Annotated in this window: 13 protein-coding genes and 1 pseudogene; 4 read left to right on the plus strand and 10 right to left on the minus strand. The window is 71.2% G+C overall.

Annotated features, from left to right (window positions below):
- The first annotated feature begins 171 nt into the window (after nucleotides 1-171).
- A complete protein-coding gene (locus ACFYXS_RS31585; protein WP_389254343.1) occupies nucleotides 172-1,005 on the plus strand; it encodes a glycosyltransferase family 2 protein in 834 nt (277 codons plus the stop codon).
- A gap of 197 nt (nucleotides 1,006-1,202) precedes the next feature.
- A complete protein-coding gene (locus ACFYXS_RS31590; RefSeq protein ID WP_389254345.1) occupies nucleotides 1,203-2,387 on the plus strand; it encodes a cellulase family glycosylhydrolase in 1,185 nt (394 codons plus the stop codon).
- Between the two features lie 28 nt (nucleotides 2,388-2,415).
- Here ACFYXS_RS31590 and ACFYXS_RS31595 read toward each other — a convergent pair whose 3' ends face one another.
- The 10 genes from ACFYXS_RS31595 to ACFYXS_RS31640 form a co-directional block, all read right to left on the minus strand.
- Nucleotides 2,416-3,555, minus strand: coding sequence for a glycosyltransferase family 4 protein (locus ACFYXS_RS31595; RefSeq protein ID WP_389254347.1), 1,140 nt, complete (start codon nucleotides 3,553-3,555; stop codon nucleotides 2,416-2,418).
- Complete coding sequence (locus tag ACFYXS_RS31600) at nucleotides 3,552-4,820, minus strand: polysaccharide pyruvyl transferase family protein (RefSeq protein ID WP_389254349.1); 1,269 nt, start codon at nucleotides 4,818-4,820, stop codon at nucleotides 3,552-3,554. Before ACFYXS_RS31600 ends, ACFYXS_RS31595 begins: the two co-directional genes overlap by 4 nt.
- Nucleotides 4,817-5,986 (minus strand): glycosyltransferase family 4 protein, encoded by a 1,170-nt coding sequence (locus ACFYXS_RS31605; RefSeq protein ID WP_389254351.1) that lies wholly within the window; start codon nucleotides 5,984-5,986, stop codon nucleotides 4,817-4,819. Before ACFYXS_RS31605 ends, ACFYXS_RS31600 begins: the two co-directional genes overlap by 4 nt.
- Nucleotides 5,983-7,305 (minus strand): lipopolysaccharide biosynthesis protein, encoded by a 1,323-nt coding sequence (locus tag ACFYXS_RS31610; protein WP_389254353.1) that lies wholly within the window; start codon nucleotides 7,303-7,305, stop codon nucleotides 5,983-5,985. Before ACFYXS_RS31610 ends, ACFYXS_RS31605 begins: the two co-directional genes overlap by 4 nt.
- Nucleotides 7,298-8,437 carry a glycosyltransferase family 4 protein gene (locus tag ACFYXS_RS31615; RefSeq protein WP_389254355.1) on the minus strand — a complete coding sequence of 380 codons (1,140 nt, stop codon included), beginning with the start codon at nucleotides 8,435-8,437 and terminating at the stop codon, nucleotides 7,298-7,300. The genes ACFYXS_RS31610 and ACFYXS_RS31615 overlap by 8 nt, the downstream gene beginning before the upstream one ends.
- The gene (locus tag ACFYXS_RS31620) at nucleotides 8,434-10,980 is read right to left on the minus strand and encodes a hypothetical protein (protein WP_389254357.1); all 2,547 of its coding nucleotides are present in this window, start codon (nucleotides 10,978-10,980) and stop codon (nucleotides 8,434-8,436) included. The genes ACFYXS_RS31615 and ACFYXS_RS31620 overlap by 4 nt, the downstream gene beginning before the upstream one ends.
- Nucleotides 10,977-12,086, minus strand: coding sequence for a glycosyltransferase family 4 protein (locus tag ACFYXS_RS31625; RefSeq protein ID WP_389254359.1), 1,110 nt, complete (start codon nucleotides 12,084-12,086; stop codon nucleotides 10,977-10,979). The genes ACFYXS_RS31620 and ACFYXS_RS31625 overlap by 4 nt, the downstream gene beginning before the upstream one ends.
- A 19-nt stretch (nucleotides 12,087-12,105) precedes the next feature.
- Nucleotides 12,106-12,519 carry a hypothetical protein gene (locus ACFYXS_RS31630; RefSeq protein WP_389254361.1) on the minus strand — a complete coding sequence of 138 codons (414 nt, stop codon included), beginning with the start codon at nucleotides 12,517-12,519 and terminating at the stop codon, nucleotides 12,106-12,108.
- A gap of 505 nt (nucleotides 12,520-13,024) precedes the next feature.
- Nucleotides 13,025-14,119, minus strand: coding sequence for a LamG domain-containing protein (locus ACFYXS_RS31635; protein ID WP_389254363.1), 1,095 nt, complete (start codon nucleotides 14,117-14,119; stop codon nucleotides 13,025-13,027).
- A gap of 106 nt (nucleotides 14,120-14,225) precedes the next feature.
- A complete protein-coding gene (locus tag ACFYXS_RS31640) occupies nucleotides 14,226-15,461 on the minus strand; it encodes a nucleotide sugar dehydrogenase (RefSeq protein WP_389254365.1) in 1,236 nt (411 codons plus the stop codon).
- Between the two features lie 445 nt (nucleotides 15,462-15,906).
- Between ACFYXS_RS31640 and ACFYXS_RS31645 the strand changes: the two genes are divergently transcribed.
- Nucleotides 15,907-17,613 carry a glycerol-3-phosphate dehydrogenase/oxidase gene (locus tag ACFYXS_RS31645; RefSeq protein WP_389254367.1) on the plus strand — a complete coding sequence of 569 codons (1,707 nt, stop codon included), beginning with the start codon at nucleotides 15,907-15,909 and terminating at the stop codon, nucleotides 17,611-17,613.
- Nucleotides 17,614-17,727: 114 nt separating this feature from the next.
- A pseudogene (locus ACFYXS_RS31650) lies at nucleotides 17,728-17,985 on the plus strand (serine/threonine protein kinase); the annotation flags it as partial.

Raw genomic sequence — 17,985 nt, forward strand, 5'->3', positions numbered from 1 at the left:
ATGTGGGGATCGAGGATTTTCGATTACAATCCCATATCCGTGGTTCTCCTGTGCTAATTGTCGCCTACAGTGATCGAAGCCATCGGAGGGTTCGGCGGGGGGTGTGAGAGCACGGATGCCGGGCCTCGTGCCGTGGCGTCTGCGTATATCACCAGCTGGGGGGAACCTGCTGTGTCCACTTTGTCCATCGTCATACCCGCCCTGAACGAGGCCGAGAACCTGCCACACGTCTTCGCGACGATCCCGCTCGAGGAGCTCACCTCGGAGGGATGGGGCGTCGAGGTCATCGTGGCGGACAACGGCTCCACCGACGGGACCGGGGAGATCGCCGAGTCCTACGGGGCGCGGGTGATCCACCAGCCGCTGCGGGGCTACGGCAACGCCTACAAGGCGGGAATCGCGGCCGCGGCCGGCGACGTGATCGCCACGGGCGACGCCGACTGCACCTACCCTTTCGACGATCTCCCCAGACTGCTGCGCATCGTCGACGAGCACCAGGTCGAGTTCCTCAACACGAACCGGCTCGGCCGTGAGAACCGCGCGGCGATGAAGCCCTCCCACACGGTGGCCAACCGCGCGCTCAGCCTGGTCAGCCGGGTGCTGTTCAAGAGCGAGATCCAGGACTCCCAGAGCGGGATGTGGGTGTTCCGCCGCTACATCTGGGAGACCCTCAAAGTGACTTCCGACGGCATGGGTTTCTCCCAGGAGATCAAGAACGCCGCTGTGCGCGAAGGCTTCCGCTGCATGGAGGTGCCGATCGAGTACCGGCCCCGCGGCGGTGAGGTGAAGCTCAACGCGCTGTCCGACGGCGTGTCCAACCTGGCTCAGCTGTTCCGCCACCGGCTCCGGGACAACGCGCTGCGCACCGAGACCCGGGCCCAGTGGTACGACCGCTCCACGCGCCCCGAGCCGATGCCGCTGATGCCCGCCCAGCGGGCGCCCGAGCAGTACATGGTGAGCGACACCGAGTGGGGCTCGATGGAGGCCGGGCACTACACCGTCTGACGGGCGACGGGGGGTGCCGCGCGGGCTGGGGGGTCCCGCGGCGGCCTCCGGAGCGTGCCTGTTCGGCGACCCAAGACCCCGCGTGCGCACGGGGATCCGGGCACCGCGGGACGCGTGGGGGGCCCGAACACGCTGTGAGGGATTGGCCTACGCTGAGGGACATGGTGAAGGATTCCAGTAGACGGCAACGCTTTCTCGTGGCGCTCGTGGCGTTCGTGGTCTCGGCGGTCGCGACCATCGTCGCCGCATCCGTGCCGTCCGCGTCCTTGCCGGTCACGCGGGCCGGTGGTGCCAACAGCCCCACGCCGTCCGCGACGAAGACCGCCGGTGTGCGTGACGTCCGGATGGGCATCTCGTACGGCGACACCCTGACCTGGAAGTCCGACGCGGACATGGCCCGGGGCCTCGACGACGCGGTCGCGGTCGGCGCCAAATGGGTCCGGATGGACCTGTCGTGGAACAACATCCAGCCGGACTCGCCCTACGCCTACGAGTGGCAGCGCTTCGACCGGGTCGCCGACGCCGCCAGGGCGCGGGGCCTGAACATCCTCCCGGTGATCGCCTACACCCCGAAGTGGGCGCGGCCGTTGACCTGTACGGCGGGCCAGAACTGCGCACCCGCCAACCCCGACACCTTCGCCGCCTTCGCCAAGCTGGCCGCAGAGCGGTACGCACCGAAGGGCATCCACACCTGGGAGGTGTGGAACGAGGAGAACATCGGCTTCTGGCGGCCCGCTCCCGACCCGGCCGGCTACACCAAGCTGCTCAAGGCGACGAGCCAGGCGCTGCGCGTCGGCGACTCCAAGGCCTACGTGGTCATGGGCGGGCTCGCGGTGTCCAAGACCGAGGCCGCGTCCCGCAGGCTGTCCCAGACGGACTTCCTGACCGCCGTCTGCAAGCTGGGCGGCAACAAGTACGTGGACGCCGTCGGGTACCACCCGTTCAACTACCCCACGCTGCCCAGCGCGACCCCCGGCACCGGTACGGCCTTCGAGCGGATCAGCAGCTTCCGGGACAATCTGGTGGCGATCCTGGACCAGTACGGCACCCCCGACATCCCGATCTGGCTGACCGAGACGGGGGCGCCGACCAGCGGGCCCGGTGCGGTGTCGGACGGCACGGTGACGCCTCCGGGCACGACGCACGTGACCGAGGGCCGGCAGGCCGAGATCGCGACCGACACGATCCCGGCGGCAGTGGCCAACCCGCACGTCGACGCGATGTTCTGGTACACCGACCAGGACCAGGCGGTCGCCGAGGACAAGAAGGACCGGTCCTTGTACTACGGGATGCGCAGTTACGACGGAACGAAGAAGCCGTCCTTCGAAGCCCTCAAGGCGGCGATCGCCGCCTACGAGGGCAAGAAGAAAAAGAAGGGGTAGCCCCACCGGCCGGCTGGGCCGGCCGGGGCTACAGCGCCTGGAACAGCTTGATGTAGCGCTCCATCAGGCCGTTCCACGCGAAGCGCCGTTCCGCCTCCTGGCGGCCCCGCGCGCCCAGCCGGTCGGCGAGTCCGCCGTCGGTCAGCACCTTGCGGCACGCGGCGGCCAGCCCGGCGGGATCGCCGGGCGGCACCAGGAGTCCGGTCTCCCCGTCGGTCACGACGTGCGGGATGCCGCCCACGGCGGAGCCCACCACGGGGGTGCCGCAGGCCATCGCCTCGACCAGCACCATGCCGAAGGACTCCGCCTCGGTGCGCGACGGCAGCACCGCGAGGGCGGCCGTCCGCACCACCTCGACCAGGGCGTCCCCGGTGAGCTCCCCGACCGCCTCGACGCGGTCCGCGATGCCGAAGTCCGCCGCGAGCCGCAGATGGTCCTGCACCGCGTCCCCGCCGCCGACCAGGCGCAGCCGTGCGCCGGGCACCTCTGCCGCCAGCTCGGCGAAGGCCGTCAGCAGGACGTCGACGCCCTTCCAGGCCGACGAACGGTCCATACGGCCGACGTAGACGATGGTGCGCGGACGCTCCGAGGCCGGCTGCCCGGGTGTGAACCGCTCGATGTCGACGCCAGGGCTGATCTCGACCGCGTGCGGGTGCCCGGCGGCCAGCGAGACCGGCGACACCGCCACGAGCGTGCGGGCCCGCCGGAACACCTTTGGCAGCACCCGCCGTTCGTACAGGCCGATGAGCCGGTCCGCCGCACCGCTGCCGGGCTCGCCCTTGTGCATCGAGCCCGCGTGGTACGTGAGGACGGACGGCCGCTTTCCGGAGGCCGCCACCGCCAGGTCGGCCAACCCGGGGACCGGGGCGTGGGCGTTGACCACCTCGGCCCCGGTCCGGCGCAGCCAGCGCCGCAGTTGCAGCGGCCACAGGGGGCTGAGCGGGGTGTTGGACAGCTTCAGCCAGGCGCCGAGCCGGATGACCTGCACGCCGTCCTCGACGTCCACGGTGGTGCGGAGCCCGGAGAGCCGCGTCGTGATGACGACCGGACGCAGTCCGGGCGCCTCGGCGACCGCGCGGGCGATCCGGGCGGCGTAGTTCTCCACGCCGCCCACCTTGGGCGGGTAATAGGGGGCGACGACCGCGACGGTGCGTTCGGTGGCCGTCACCGGGTCACCTCGGGCACGTCGGCGCGCAGCATGCCGACGAACTCCTCCGCGCGGGCGGAGTAGGCGGGGATCGCGGTTCGGAGGTGCTGACGGTAGGAGTCCGCGTCGACCAGCAGCTTGTCGACCAGGCTGATCAGCGAGTCCGGCGTCGCTTCCGACATGCGGACGACCCAGTGCTCCAGACCGAGGTCCCGCATGATCCCGCGGGTCTTGTGGTCGTACTCGATCGCGGCGCAGGGCACCTTGGAGACCAGACCGAAGATCACCGAGTGGAAGCGGGTGCCGAGGATGAAGTCGGCGGAGCCGTAGAGGGCGAAGATCTCGTGGTGGTCGATGTTCTCGTCGTCGAGGACGTGCAGCCGGGGGCTGTCGAGGGGGGCGGCGATCCGGCGGTTCACGATGCGGTCGTCGTCCGCCTGGAAGGCGCAGGTGACCTGGGGGACGATCACCACGTGGCAGTCCTGGTCGAGCAGGTGCCGGACGGCCGCGGTCATCGCGTCCTCGTACGCGGACTGCGCCGCGGGGTCGAGGAACTGGCGGGCGGTGACCAGCACCAGGGGGGCGTCCTGCGGAATGGCGAGCTCCTGCCGCCAGGGCCGCCGGGACATGCCCTGGAAGGCGAAGGCGCTGTCCACGCCGCGAACCACCGTCCGGTCCGGGACGCCGGCCTCGGCGAGCCTGGTGAGGCTGATCTCCTCGCGGGCCACGACGCGGCGGCTGCCACTCAGCACCCGCCGCATGACCAGGCGCTGCCACCGGGTGGGGAACGGGCCGTAGGACTGGGGGGCCAGTACGACGGGAACCTTGAAGCGGTGGGCGAACCACATTGGCAGCAGCAGGAAGGTGATGCTGAGGTCCGAGGCGAAGTCCGCCTTGCCGTTGAGGTAACCGCCGCCCAGGGAGAGCACCAGATCGGCGTCCGCCAGCGCGCGCACCTCGGTGCGCATCTCCCGGGGGAGGAGCCGGGCCAGTGCCTTGACCAGCAGGCCGCCGCCGGGGAGGAGGGCGAGTGCCGCGAGGGCCAGGGCCGCTGCCTTGCGCGCGGGCCGGGCGAGCCGTCCGGCCTTCTCGTCGCCCACGTACCTGCGGACCGAGCCGAGGTTGGGGACACCGTCGAAGTCAGGCCAGACCTCGGGCTCCTCGAAGCCCGCGATCGCGATCCGCGCCGACGGATAGGCCTGCTGGAGCTGCTGGATGGCCACGCTCAGCAGGGCGGCGTCGCCGCGGTTCCCGCGTTCGAAGGCATTGACGACAACGATCTTCACTCTGCAACAACCTCTTTGTAGTGATGCTCGAGAGCGTCGAGGAACTCCTCGACGCCATAGCGCTCGGCGCGCGCCGCCGAGGACTCCCCCATGCGCTCCAACACCTGTCGGTCGCCGATGAGCCGGCCGAGAGCCGCGGCCAGACCCGCGACGTCCCCCGCGGCGACCAGCGCACCGTTGTCCTCGCCCACCAGTTCCGGAAGCCCACCGACCCTGGAGGCCACCAACGGGCGCCCCATCTGCAGGGCTTCCAGCCCCACGGTGGGGAAGTTCTCCGGCCACAGCGAGGGCAGCACCACGACGGACGCCGCCCTCAGGCAGTCGGCGACCCCGTCCGGCGAGAGCCAGCCCCGGAAGGTCACCCGGCCCGCCCGGACGAGCTCGGCGGCGTCCTCCTCCAGGCGCTCGCGGTCCGTCCCGTCGCCCACCACGGTAAGGCGCGCGTCAGGATGGGCCGCGAGCAGCTCGCGGAACGCCTTCAGCAACACGTGGACGCCCTTGACCGGCTCCAGTCGGCCGACGAAGACCAGATGCGCGGTCTCCGTGATCGGCTCCGGGAAGGTGCTGCGCTCGATCCCGTTGGGCGTGACGAAGACCGGGACGGAGCCGGCGTCCGGGCGGACGGCGTCGGCGTAGTACCGGCTGGGCGCCAGGATCCGGTTCACCCGCCGCAGCCGCGGCAGATACGCGGGCCGCTGGAGGTACCGCAGGTAGGCGTAGCGTGCGGCGTCGGCGGCCGACAGTCTGCCGCCCGAGGTCGCGCTCGCCAGGTTCCAGCGGAGCAGCGACCGGGTCCAGTCCTCGGGCCCGTGCACGGTCAGCAACCTGGGGCAGCCCTTGGTGGCCGCCAGCACGGCGGGGCTGAACTCGCCGATGGTGTGCAGATGGACCACGTCCGGCCGGAAGTCCCGCACGATCCCGCTGACCTGGCGGTGTGCCGGGCGGTGCCAAAAATAGCCGAGAAGTCGCTTCACCGGCTTGCCGGTGACGGCCGGGACCATGTCATGGGCGAAGACCTTCTGATCCGCGGCCCCGGTCAGCAGGAGGTCGGTCGAGACCACCCGCACCTCGTGGCCCCGGCGGCCGAGGCCGTCCATGATCAGCCGGACGCTCTTCTCCGCCCCTCCGGCCTCGAAGCCGATGTTGACGACCTGCAGGATCCTCATGTCCGTGCCTCCACGGTCCGGTGCCGGTCGAGTTCCGGCTCGTGTGTCTGCGCCCGCGCGACCGCGATGCTGCGGCGCCGGTGCCCGAGCACCGCGGCCAGGGCGACCACCCCGGAGGCGAGATTGCCCGCGCCCCAGGCGACGCCGATCCAGACCAGGCCCCACTGCGCCCAGAACAGGCTGAGGGCGATGGACACGACCGCGTACACGACGTTGTTCACGACCAGCTGCCGCATCTGGCCGGTCAGTTTAAGCGCGAAGTTCGCCCAGGTGCTGAGTGCGACGCCCAGGCCCCCGACGGAGAACGCGATGAGCAGGGGCTGGGCCTCAGCGGCGTAGCTGCCGCCGAAAAGCTTGAGGATCAGCCCGCTGCCGGCCGCCACCACCGCGGCCGCGGGGATCATCAGCCCGGCGATGATCAGGGCGGTCCTCCGCAGGAGGATGCCGATCCGGGACGGGTCGTTGGAGCCCTCGGCGAACAGGGCCTCGCCGACCGAGAAGGACACCGAGTTGAGCAGGCTGGCGATCTGGAAGGCGACGTAGTAGTAGCCGGCCGCCGCCGCGCCCAGCTGGTGCAGCACGATCAGCGGGATGGCCAACTGCGGCACCAGGTTGAGCAGGCTGGTGACATAGCTGGCGACGGAGAAGCGCAGTTGCTCGCGGAGCCTGGTGCCCCGGGTGCGGAAGTCGAACCGGAAGCCGAGCTGGCGGTGCATCAGGAAGAGCGAGACCAGTGCGGTCACGGCGAAACCGCCGCCGGTGGATCCGAGGATGCCGACCGAGCCGTAGCCGACGAGGGCGACCGGCAGGGCCAGCTTGACCAGTCCCTGGAGCAGGCCGTACACCAACGCGTTCTGATGGGCCATGCGCGCGCTGACGAAGACCGAGAAGGTCAGCTGGCTCACCGCCGCGCAGATGCAGAACGCCACGAACGCGGCGGCCGCCGTCGCGTGTTCGCGGATGAAGACCAGTTTCGGGGCGTACAAGGGCAGACCGAGCAGGTAGGCGGCGGCGATGACGAACGAGACCAGTCCGACCAGGGCGATCGACTGGGTGAGCTGCCCGTTGCGGGCGGCAGTCGGTGCCGGGAAACGGATCAGGGTGCTGTTGAGCCCGAACAGGCTGAGGTAGGAGATCAGCGAGGTCGCCGAGATGAGCGAGGTGGCCAGTCCGACCTGTTCCGGGCTGTAGAAGCGCGCCACCACGATCCAGAAGACGAAGCCCAGTCCTGCCGTGGTCGCGGTGGACGTCATCAGGAAGAACGAGCTGCGGTACACCTGGTCCGGGGGGCGGGCGTGCTTCCCGCTGCCTCTAGACATCGCCGGCCGGTCCCGCCGCGGACCGGTAGTACCGGGTCAGCATGCTCACGTGTTCCTCCCAGGCGAAGGCCGTCGCCGCGAGCTCCCGCGAGTACCGGCCCATGTCCTCGCGCCGCGGTTCGTCCCCGGCGAGGGCGGACAGCGCGGAGCGGATCGTTCCGGGGTCCCGGTCCAGCAGGGTGACCTTGGAACGGTCCAGGCGGTAGGGCGTGTAACCGGGGTCGTCGGTGGTGACGACCGGGAGGCCGGAGGCCATGGCCTCCTGAACGGTGAGGGGGAAGCCCTCGGCCGTCGACGGAAGCGCGAAGACGTCGCAGGCCCGGTAGGCCTCGGCCAGTTCGTGCGGAGGCAGCCCGCCCAGGTGGTGCACGCCGGGCCGGCCCGCCAGGGCGGCGGAGTCGCCGTCCCCGGCGAAGACCAGGTCGTAGCCGGCGGCCGGGTCGTAGCCGGAGAGCAGCAGGTCGTAGCCCTTCTTCGGGACCAGGCGGCCCACGAAGAGCACCAGCGGCCGGTCCCCGGGCAGGTCGAAGCGCTTGCGGGCCAGCGACCGCTCCTCGCCCGACGCGGCGGGCCGGAACAGGGCGGTGTCCACCCCGTTCGCCAGATGGCGGGCCCGTTCGGGCCGGGCGCCGTAGCGGCGAACGAAGTCCGCGACCGAGGCGTTGAGGGTGATCACGGTGCGGGCCCGCCGCAGCAGTCCGCGCCCGGCGACCGCGTACACGGCCCGCTGCACCCCGCGCACCAGCGCGGACGGGTGTTGCACGAGCGCGACGTGCTGGGTGACCAGGTGCGGGGTGCGGGTGAGGAGTGCGGCGAGACCGGCCGCCCACGAGGTCAGGTACAGGCAGTCGTGCACATGGACGACATCGGCCCGGCGGACCCAGCGCAGCGCGGCGGTCAGGAGTCGGGGCGAGAGCACCGGGAAGGGCACGCCGGCCTTCTCCGCGCCGTTCCACGCCGCGACGCGCACGACGCGTACGCCGTCCTCCTGGGTGATGGTGGTGCGCTCACCGCTGGTGAGGACCGTGACGTCGGCTCCCTGGGCGGCGAGGTGGACGGCCTCCATGCGGACGACGTTCTCGATGCCGCCGACGTGCGGCGGGTAGTAGTGGCTGACCAGGAGGACCCTCATCGGTAGATCCTTGCTCCCTCGCTGCTGTAGATCTCGTTCTTGGTGTTGTCGAGGAGGCCGACGGGGTATCGGAAGGTGATCAGGTCGCCCCGGTAGGAGAACGTCACCCTTCCTGTGCGCACGGTCGAGGTGCCCAGCAGGAGGTAGGAGTCGGTGCGCAGCCTGGTCGGGAAGATGTTGCCCACGACCGGGCCGGTGAGCGTGGTCTGCTGCCGGTTGAAGGTGAAGCCGTCGGTCTGCACCAGGGATGGCTTGCCCGCGGCGGCGAAGCGCTGCGAGAGCCAGTAAGTGGCCGCTCGCTCCTCGGTGCTCGGGTAGTAGATGTCGTAGTACTGACCGGCGTTGCTGAGCTGCAATTGCGGCGGGTAACCGCCCAGCAGCTTGGGCACCACGCCGGTCAGGTCGAGGAACAGCGCCATCACGAGCCCGTACACCACCACGACGCGACGCCGTCCGGCCCAGCGCAGCATCGACAGCATGCCCGCCGCGATGAAGGGCGCGAAGAAGAACAGGCCCTGCTGGAAGGCGCGGAGCACGCCGTAGTCGACGGAGAGCTGGGGGACGACCGTGAGCAGCCCGAGCAGGGCGACGGCGCCGATGGTCAGCGTGGTCTGGTCGCGCTGCGGCCGGAAGGCCCCCCGGCGCCCGATGTCGATCACGATGACGCCGATGATCAACAGGATCTGCAGCAGACCCGCGGTGAACTGGCGCAGCAGCGGGTTGACCGTGGTCGCCTTCAGACCGATGGCGCCGAACGCCCGCCCGGCGTCCGTGAGAGCCATGTTCCGCTCGGGGACGACGGGGGTCGGATAGGCGTCCACCGTCTTGAGCGGCAGGTACGTCCCCTTCGCCCGGTCGGTGGCGGTCTCCTTCACCGACTCGGCGCGGTACTCGCTCAGGCGCTGCTGAGGTGTGAGCGAGGGCCCGCCCCCGAAGAGGCTGTAGGAGGTGTCGGACGAACCGCCCTGCGCGTGTCCTGGATTGGTGATCTCCTGCACGACGCCGCTCAGCGTGCTCCGCAACTGCCCGCTGGTGTGGGTCACCGGGCCCGCCCACACCAGCGCCATGGCGGCGGCCCCCGCCACGATCCACCAGGTCAGGAAGGAGCCCGCCTCGACCGGGCGGTGCTTGCGCTTGCGCGCGCGCTTGGCCTTGTACCGCTCCACCTGCCGCCAGATCAGGTCGGTGGCGACGGCGACCGCGAGGACGACGATCACGACGTAGATCGTCGAGTAGTGCGACAGCGTGATGCCGGCGAGGAGCCCCACGAACGCGATCCGCCGGAAGCGCAGCGGCCGCCCGGAGTCGGTGAGCACCACCATCGCGCAGCCGAGCAGCACGAACGCGACCTCCTGGCGACCGAGGAAGGTCATGTCGGACAGGAAGGTCGGGAAGAACATGAAGAAGACGGCCGACAGCAGCGACACCAGATGCGGCGCGACGTTGCGCACCGCGCGGTGGACCAGCACCGGGGTGAGTGCGAACAGCACCGGCAGGATGATCTTGAAGACGTAGATGTCGGGGATCGCGGTGAGCCGGAAGACGCTCACGGGCAGCAGGGTGATGCTCAGGCAGGCGTTGTACGCGTCGGGGTAGGTGGAGATGTCCCAGAGCGATCCGCCGAGCGTCAGCCGGAAGTACTCGTACTCGCGCTGGATGTCGTGTCCCGTGATGGACCAGCCGCGTAGCGAGTTGAGCAGGAGCAGCGCGGCCGCGGCGAGGAACAGACCGGTTTCGAGGACGGCGACCGGGTAGCGCCAGCGGCGGGCCATCAGCAGCACGAGCAGCGTGACGATGGCGATGAGTGCGGCCACGCTGACCGCCCCGCCGTAACCGTTGTTCAGCCGGATCGGCCCGGCCACGGACAGCACCAGGGCGACGCCGGCGAGCGAGGCCACGGGTATCGCGCCCGGCGGCAACCCGTCGCGGAGCCAGGACCTCCGCTTCTCCGCGCGCTCCTCCTCCGGCACGAAGGCGCCGATCACGATGAGCGTGAGCGCCGTGGCGCCGGCCAGGTACACCCGGGTCAGCGGACGCTCCACCCCGGCCAGCGGCAGCACCGTGTTCACGGCGAGGGCGACCACGAGATCTGTGATGACCGCCATGCCGACGGCGAGCAGGAGGCTGCCGTCCCTGGTGGACACCACGCGCGAGGCCGTGCCGCGCCACACCGCGATGGGCGCCCCGAACAGCAGCCACAGGCCGGCCGCCGTCAGGACCGCTCCGGGCACGCCGGGCAGCATCTCCACGACACAGGCCAGCGCGATGCCGAGCAGCGCCGCGAGCCGGCCGCGCAGGAGGTCGCTCGCCCGCAGCCCCGGGGCCGGGGCGTCAGCGGGCGACGCCTCGTCCTGGCCGGTGGCCCGGCGCCCTGAACGGGACCGGGACCGGTCCGGGGTCCGGCGTCCCTGTTCGGGCTCGCCGTCGGCGGTGTCCTCCTCGGCCGTGTCCAGGTCGGATTCCGCCATCTCCGCCCCGGCGGCCCAGGACGGGGACCGGGTGCCGTGGCGGCGGGTGATCCCCGCATCACCCGGGGCCGTCATACGACGTCCTCCGGGTAGACCTGTGCGTAGACCTGCTCGACCTGGGCGGCCACGGCCTCCCAGGAGTAGTCGGGGGCCTTCGCGGCGCTCTGCCGGGCGAGCCGCAGGCGCACACCGGGGTCGGCCGCCACCGAGTCGATGGCGGCGGCCAGCGCCGCCGGTTCGGGAGCGGCCAGCAGGCCGACCCCTCTGAGCAGTTCGGCAGTGCCGGGGACATCGGTCGCGATCACCGGCAGGGCGGCCGCCATCGCCTCCAGGACGACCAGCGGCATGCCCTCCCGGTCCGAGGGGAGCACGAAGGCGTCGGCATCCGCGTAGGCCCGCACCAGGTCCTCACCGAGGAGTCCACCGGAGAACTCGACGTTCCTCAGTCCCAGCTCGGCGGCATGCGCCTCCAGCTTCTCCCGCAGTTCGCCGTCGCCGACGATCCGCAGCTGCACCGGCTCCCGGAGCAGGGCCGCCGCCTCCAGCAGCCGGGCGACGTTCTTCTGCGCGCTCAGGCGGCCGACGTACAGCAGCTTCAGCGGGCGCCGCGCCGTCTCCCGCACGGGCATGAAGTAGCCGGCCCCCACGCCGTTGGGGACGACGAACACCCGGTCCGCCCGCACGCCGTAGGTGTCGCGCACGAAGGCGCCCTGTTCCTCGGTCAGCACGATCACGCCGGCGGCGGAGCGCATCGACCGCCCGAAGACGTGCTTCTTGTAGGCGGGCAGCAGCCCGCCGAAGCGCCCGGAGGCGTCCACGTCGAGGTGGAAGTGGAGGATGAAGCGCTGCCCGCGCATCCGGGCGATGAACGCGACCATCTCCGGCATCAGCGCGTGCGCGCAGTGCAGGTGCAGCACGGCGTCGCGAGGCGCCCGCAGCGCCAGCGAGACCGGCAGACCCGGTGCGAGCGCGGTGTGCGCGACCTCGACCGCGCGGTGCCTCCGCACGGTGACCCGGCCGGCGCCGTAGCGGCGCGGTCCGCCGTCGGAACCGAGTGCGGTGGTGATGACCCGCACGTCGTGGCGCCGCCCGAGCTGGTTGGCAAGGTGCTCCACAACGCGTTCGAGCCCGCCCAGGTGGGGCGGGTAGTACGGGGTGATCTGCAGAATTGTGCGTCGCATCAGGCTTCAGTCTCGTACGTCAGGGTGTGTCGCCCGGGGTCTGCGGCGCCACGAAGTTGTAGTGCAATGACTGTGCGTAGCCGACGAGGGCCACCCGCAGGGCTGCCGTGTCCTTGGTCTGCGCGAAGCGCGCGACGACGGGCACCGCCTTGCCGTCCTGGGGCTTGAGCCCCACCGTCCTGGTGTCCACGTCCTTGCCGTCGGCTGATTCGAGCGTCATCTTCAGCCGCAGTTGCTTGGCGCCCGTCCCGTGGGCGTTCACGGCGACATGGACGATCAAAGTGCCGCCGTCGAAGTGCGGCGTGTCCGTGAAGTACAGCTCGGTGAAGGGGGCCTGCTGCCGGGTGAAGGACTGCAGCAGCACCGTGCGTATTGACGGCACCGACCAGAGCCCTGCGATCAGTCCGACGGCGAGCGCCAGGGCGACCCCCACGGTCGCGATCCTCTGTCCTGGCGAGGCAGGGGAGCGGCGCCTCCTGCGGTCGCCCCGGTTCGCAGCCGCCCGGCGTGGTGACGACGCCTCCGGCTCCGGATCGGGGTCCGGAGCCTGATCGTCGGCCAGGCCGGGTTCGTCACGCGGGGGGTTCATGGCGTTCCACACCGCGTCGCGGTCTCGCGGTCCGCCGCGGATGCCGTGACATCAGGCCGTCGGGGCGCCGCCTCGCCGTACGCAGGGATGGCCGCGGACAGGCTTCTCATGTGTCATGCCCCCCCGGGCGCTCGGACGGGGCGGCGGGCCCTCGTACGTTTCTCCGCACGACATCTCTGTGCAATGAAATGGCCACCAGGGGCCAATGGCGACGGCGGCAACTCCGGGAAAGGGAGTCCGCTCGCCGGTCAGACAATGCAGTGCGGAACGGATGCGACTGTAGTCCAATATTTTGAACTACTGTCGTTGGTGTGACCAATTTGTAATGACGAACGAGCGAAAGCGATCGTCAGCCGACCAGCCAGGAAGCGATCGGCTTGGCGTCCTTGCCCGTTCCGCCCTTGCTGAGGTCGGCCACCTGGTCCGGCGTCAGCGCTTGGTCCCAGACCAGGATGTGGCCCAGGACACCGGCCCAGTAGTCCCCCCAGATCCCGTGCGTACGGGCGCGGCCGAGCTGCAGCGGGCCCTTTCCGGCCCAGACGCCGGGGACCTTGGTGGAGCCGGCAGGCTTTCCGTTCACGTAGAGCGCGATCGTCTTCGTCCCGGCGTCGTAGGTGCCGGTGAGCAGTGCCCACTCGTTCACCGTGTTGACGGTCTTGGCGGCCTCGACCTGGAAGGTCGTGCTGTCGGCCCCACTGGCGGCGGTCTGCACCTTGAAGATCCACTTGCGGTCGGCGCCCGACGCGTCCCTGCCCAGGCTGAACGAGGACGAGACGCCGTCGCCCTGGCTGATCGCGGAGCGGGAAACGTTCGGCGCCTCGTTGTAGACCCACGCCGAGACCGTGAAGCTCTTGGTGACGTCGATCAGTTGCGCCGAGGACTGGGCGTAGGAGTTCCCGTTGCTCCTGAACCTGACCGCATAGCCGTTGGTCACATGGCTCACACCGGCGTCCGGCCCCAAGGCGAGGTTGTTCTGCCCGGATTTGTCCGCGAGAGTGTTGTCCTCTCCGGGAACCGTGGGCGAGTCGGCGCCGGCGGACACGGAGGGGGAGGCGGGTGCGGAGACGGAGGGACTGGGCGAGGGGGGTGCCGCCTCGTCCGACGTCCCGTTCGCGTAGTGGAGCACGACGGCGCCCGCGCCCACCCCGAGCACGCAGGCCACGAGGATGATCGCGCCCGTCCTGAGCACTCGGCGGCGGCGCTGCTGCGCCTCGTTGGCCTCGGCGAGGGACTCCCAGTCGGGGCCGCCGGTGAACGGCGGCTGCTGGTATCCGGGCTGCTGGTAGCCGGGGTGCTGGTATCCGGGCTGCTGCCCGTACGGTATTTGCTGCTGGGGATACCCGTAACCGCTCGGCGCCGTGGGCGGCTGCGGAGCAGTCGGGGTGTTCCAGGGGTCCTGCCCAGGGGCGTTCGCCCCGTCCGGGTGTTCCGTGCCGTCAGTCACACCAGGGATGCTAGAGCAGCGCCGCGTGATCCCCTACGGGTGCTCCCGGGCGAACCGGTTTCCCCTGCCTCGCCGGCCCGTTTCCCGCCCGATTCGGCCCGGTTCCTCACAGCCGGGCGGCCGCGCCGACCGGGGTGGCACCGCGGGTGTCCAGCATGAGCTGGGCCTTCGCGGCGAGGCCCTGCATGTCGTACGTGCGGTGGTGCTGGAGCAGGACGGTGAGGTCGGCGTGCGCGGCGGCCTCCCACAGCGAGTCGGCGCGGGGCACCGGACGGTCCAGGACGCGCCACTCCGGGGCGTAGGGGTCGTGGTAGCTGAGCTGCGCGCCGAGTTCGATGAGGCGGGCACCGATCTCGCGGGCCGGGGCACCCTCCTGGTCCGGGAGGTCCGGCTTGTAGGTCACCCCGAGGAGCAGCACGCGGGCGCCGCGCAGCGACTTGCCGTGCTCGTTGAGGAGCGCGGCGGCCCGCTGCACCACGTAGCGCGGCATACGGGCGTTGACCTCCTGCGCGTACTCGACCAGCCGCAGCGGGTGGCCGCGCATGCGGCCCTGGTACGGCGGGTGGTTGGGGTCGAGCGGCATCGTGTGGCCGCCGACCCCGGGACCCGGCCGGAAGGCCTGGAAGCCGAAGGGGCGGGTCTCGGCGCAGCGGATCACGTCCCAGACGTCGACGCCGATGTCGTGGCAGAAGACGGCCATCTCATTGGCGAGCGCGATGTTGACGTGCCGGTAGTTGGTCTCCATCAGCTGCACGGTCTCCGCCTCGCGCAGACCCCTGGCCCGCACGATCCGCTCGGTGAAGCGTGCGTAGAACGCGGCGGCCGCCTCCGTGCACGCGGGGGTGAGGCCGCCGATCACCTTGGGGCCCGCGAAGCCGCGGACGGGGGAGTAGGCGAGGTGGAATCCGTGGCCCGCGCGCAGGCCCGAGCCCTTCTCCAGCAGCGGCCGCAGGAACTCCTCCGTCGTGCCCGGGTACACCGGCGACTGCAGGACCACCGTGGTGTGCGGGCGCAACTGCGCGGCCAGCGTGCGGCCGGCCTCCTCCAGGGCGGACAGGTCGAGCTCCCGGTCCTCGCCGACCGGGACCGGTGCGCAGATCACGGCGGTCCTGACGCGGCCCAGCGCGGCGGGATCGGCGGTCGCGCGGAAGCCGGCGGCGAGCATCCTGCGCACGTCGGCCGCGGCGAGGTCCCCCGAGGGGCCGCGCAGGCCGGCGTTGACCGCGTCCACGGCCCGCTCGTCCGGGTCGTACCCGATCACCCCGATCCCGGCGGCGCAGGCCGCCTGCGCGAAGGGGAGGCCGGCATGGCCGAGTCCGATGACTGCGAGGTCTGCGGGCATGGGGTCCTCTTCCTGCGGCGTCCTGCGTGCGGTACCCAAATAGCTGGAAATCAGGCTAACCAGACAGATAGCTGATATGACCGCACGCCACGCGGCACCGCGCGGCCCTTGCTGTCCGGGTAACTTTTCTCCGCCCTCCCGCCCGCCCCCAACCTTCGGCCGGGGGCGGCGCCCCCAGCCTCCGCTGTCCGCGTCGACTGGGTCCCTGGACGGCGCTGCGCCAACGGATGGCCCGAGCAGGGTGCCGCCTCCACCCCCCACCGGGGATCAGGCGCGACAACCTACGGAGGGGGCGGGGGTGGTGGGGGCACCCCCGGCCGAAGGTTGGGGGAGGGCGGGCGGGCGGGAAACCCCGCACGGGTAGCAGGCGCGCGCAGCGCGGGTAACGATCGTGGGGACGGGGAATGCGCTGAGGCGCGACCTGGCGTCATCACGGGAGGCTCGGATGCTGACGGCGACCTTGGGACCGGCGGAGCGCGCCTCCGCCCTCGCCCGAATGGCGGAGCAGGAACTGGACGTGCTCGTGGTCGGCGGCGGAGTCGTCGGCTCGGGGACGGCGCTGGACGCGGTGACCCGCGGGCTGGCGACCGGGCTGGTGGAGGCGCGGGACTGGGCGGCGGGGACGTCGAGCCGGTCGAGCAAGCTGATCCACGGCGGCCTGCGCTACCTGGAGATGCTGGACTTCGCCCTGGTCCGGGAGGCGCTGAAGGAGCGCGGGCTGCTCATCCAGCGGCTGGCCCCGCACCTGGTCAAGCCGGTGCCGTTCCTCTACCCGCTGCAGCACCGCGGCTGGGAGCGCTTCTACGCCGGGGCGGGCGTGACGCTGTACGACACGATGGCGCTGTCGTCGGGCCACAGCCGCGGCCTGCCGCACCACCGGCACCTGTCCCGCGCGGGGGCGCTGCGCGTGGCGCCGTGCCTGCGCAAGGACGCCCTGGTCGGGGCGCTGCAGTACTACGACGCGCAGATGGACGACGCCCGCTACACGATGATGCTGGTCAGGACGGCCGCCGCCTACGGCGCGCTCGCGTCGAACCGGGCCCGGGTGATCGGTTTCCTGCGCGAGGGCGAACGTGTCGTCGGCGCCCGGGTCGAGGACGTCGAGGGCGGGGGCGTGTACGAGGTGCGGGCCCGGCAGATCGTGAACGCCACCGGCGTGTGGACGGACGACACGCAGGCGCTGATAGGCGAGCGCGGGCAGTTCCATGTCCGCGCGTCCAAGGGGATCCACCTGGTCGTGCCGAAGGACCGCATCCACTCCTCGAGCGGGCTGATCCTGCGCACCGAGAAGAGCGTGCTGTTCGTGATCCCATGGGGCCGGCACTGGATCGTCGGCACCACCGACACCGACTGGTCGCTGGACAAGGCGCACCCGGCCGCGTCCAGCGCCGACATCGACTACCTGCTGGAGCACGTGAACTCCGTGCTCGCGGTGCCGCTCACCCGGGACGACGTCGAGGGCGTGTACGCCGGCCTGCGGCCGCTGCTGGCCGGCGAGTCGGAGGCGACCAGCAAGCTGTCGCGCGAGCACACCGTGGCGCATCCCGTGCCGGGGCTCGTGGTCGTGGCGGGCGGCAAGTACACGACGTACCGGGTGATGGCCAAGGACGCCGTGGACGCCGCCGTGCACGGGCTGGACCGCCGGGTCGCGGAGTGCTGCACGGAGGACGTCCCGCTGGCCGGCGCCGAGGGCTACCACGCCCTGTGGAACGCCAGGGCGCGGATGGCGGAGAGCACCGGCGTGCACGTGGCGCGCATCGAGCACCTGCTCAACCGCTACGGCTCCCTCACCGAGGAGGTGCTGCAGCTGATCAAGGACGACCCGTCCCTCGGCAGCCCCCTCGCCAACGCCGACGACTACCTGCGCGCCGAGGTCGTCTACGCCGCGTCCCACGAGGGTGCCCGCCATCTGGACGACGTGCTCACCCGCCGCACCCGCATCTCCATCGAGACCTTCGACCGCGGCACGCTCAGCGCCCGCGAGGTGGCCGAGCTCATGGCGCCGGTGCTCGGCTGGGACAAGGAGCAGGTGGAGAAGGAGGTCGAGCACTACCAGAAGCGGGTGGAGGCCGAGCGGGAGTCGCAGCGGCAGCCCGACGACCAGACGGCGGACGCCGCCCGCCTGGGCGCCCCGGACATCGTCCCGCTGTAGCGCGCGGGAACGCAGGTCGGCGGGCGTCGTGTGTGGCCTGGACCACCGCGCCCGCGGGCGCCGTGACGCGGCCCGATATCGTTCCTTCCGGTAGATCGCAGGAAGGGGCGCGCGATGTCCGACCTCGGACGCCTGGTGGCTGGGCGGTACCGGCTTGTCGAGCGGATAGGTCGCGGCGGTATGGGCACGGTGTGGCGGGCCGAGGACGAGTTGCTCGGGCGCCCGGTGGCCGTGAAGAAGCTGCATCCGCCGCAGCCGCATCTGCAGGACGACGAGCTGGAGACGTTGTTCGAGCGGACCCGGCGTGAGGCGCGCAGTGCGGCGCGGATCAGTCATCCCAATGTGGTGGTGGTCCATGACGTGGTGGAGGAC

Origin of the sequence: Streptomyces sp. NPDC002574 (assembly GCF_042889545.1) — a bacterium.
Classification (GTDB): domain Bacteria; phylum Actinomycetota; class Actinomycetes; order Streptomycetales; family Streptomycetaceae; genus Actinacidiphila.

Bases quoted from the DNA above. Each gene is read 5' to 3' on its own strand.
- ACFYXS_RS31605 (WP_389254351.1), bottom strand. From the start codon at position 5,986: ATGAGGATCCTGCAGGTCGTCAACATCGGCTTCGAGGCCGGAGGGGCG.
- ACFYXS_RS31610 (WP_389254353.1), bottom strand. From the start codon at position 7,305: ATGTCTAGAGGCAGCGGGAAGCACGCCCGCCCCCCGGACCAGGTGTAC.
- ACFYXS_RS31615 (WP_389254355.1), bottom strand. From the start codon at position 8,437: ATGAGGGTCCTCCTGGTCAGCCACTACTACCCGCCGCACGTCGGCGGC.
- ACFYXS_RS31620 (WP_389254357.1), bottom strand. From the start codon at position 10,980: ATGACGGCCCCGGGTGATGCGGGGATCACCCGCCGCCACGGCACCCGG.
- ACFYXS_RS31625 (WP_389254359.1), bottom strand. From the start codon at position 12,086: ATGCGACGCACAATTCTGCAGATCACCCCGTACTACCCGCCCCACCTG.
- ACFYXS_RS31640 (WP_389254365.1), bottom strand. From the start codon at position 15,461: ATGCCCGCAGACCTCGCAGTCATCGGACTCGGCCATGCCGGCCTCCCC.
- ACFYXS_RS31645 (WP_389254367.1), top strand. From the start codon at position 15,907: ATGCTGACGGCGACCTTGGGACCGGCGGAGCGCGCCTCCGCCCTCGCC.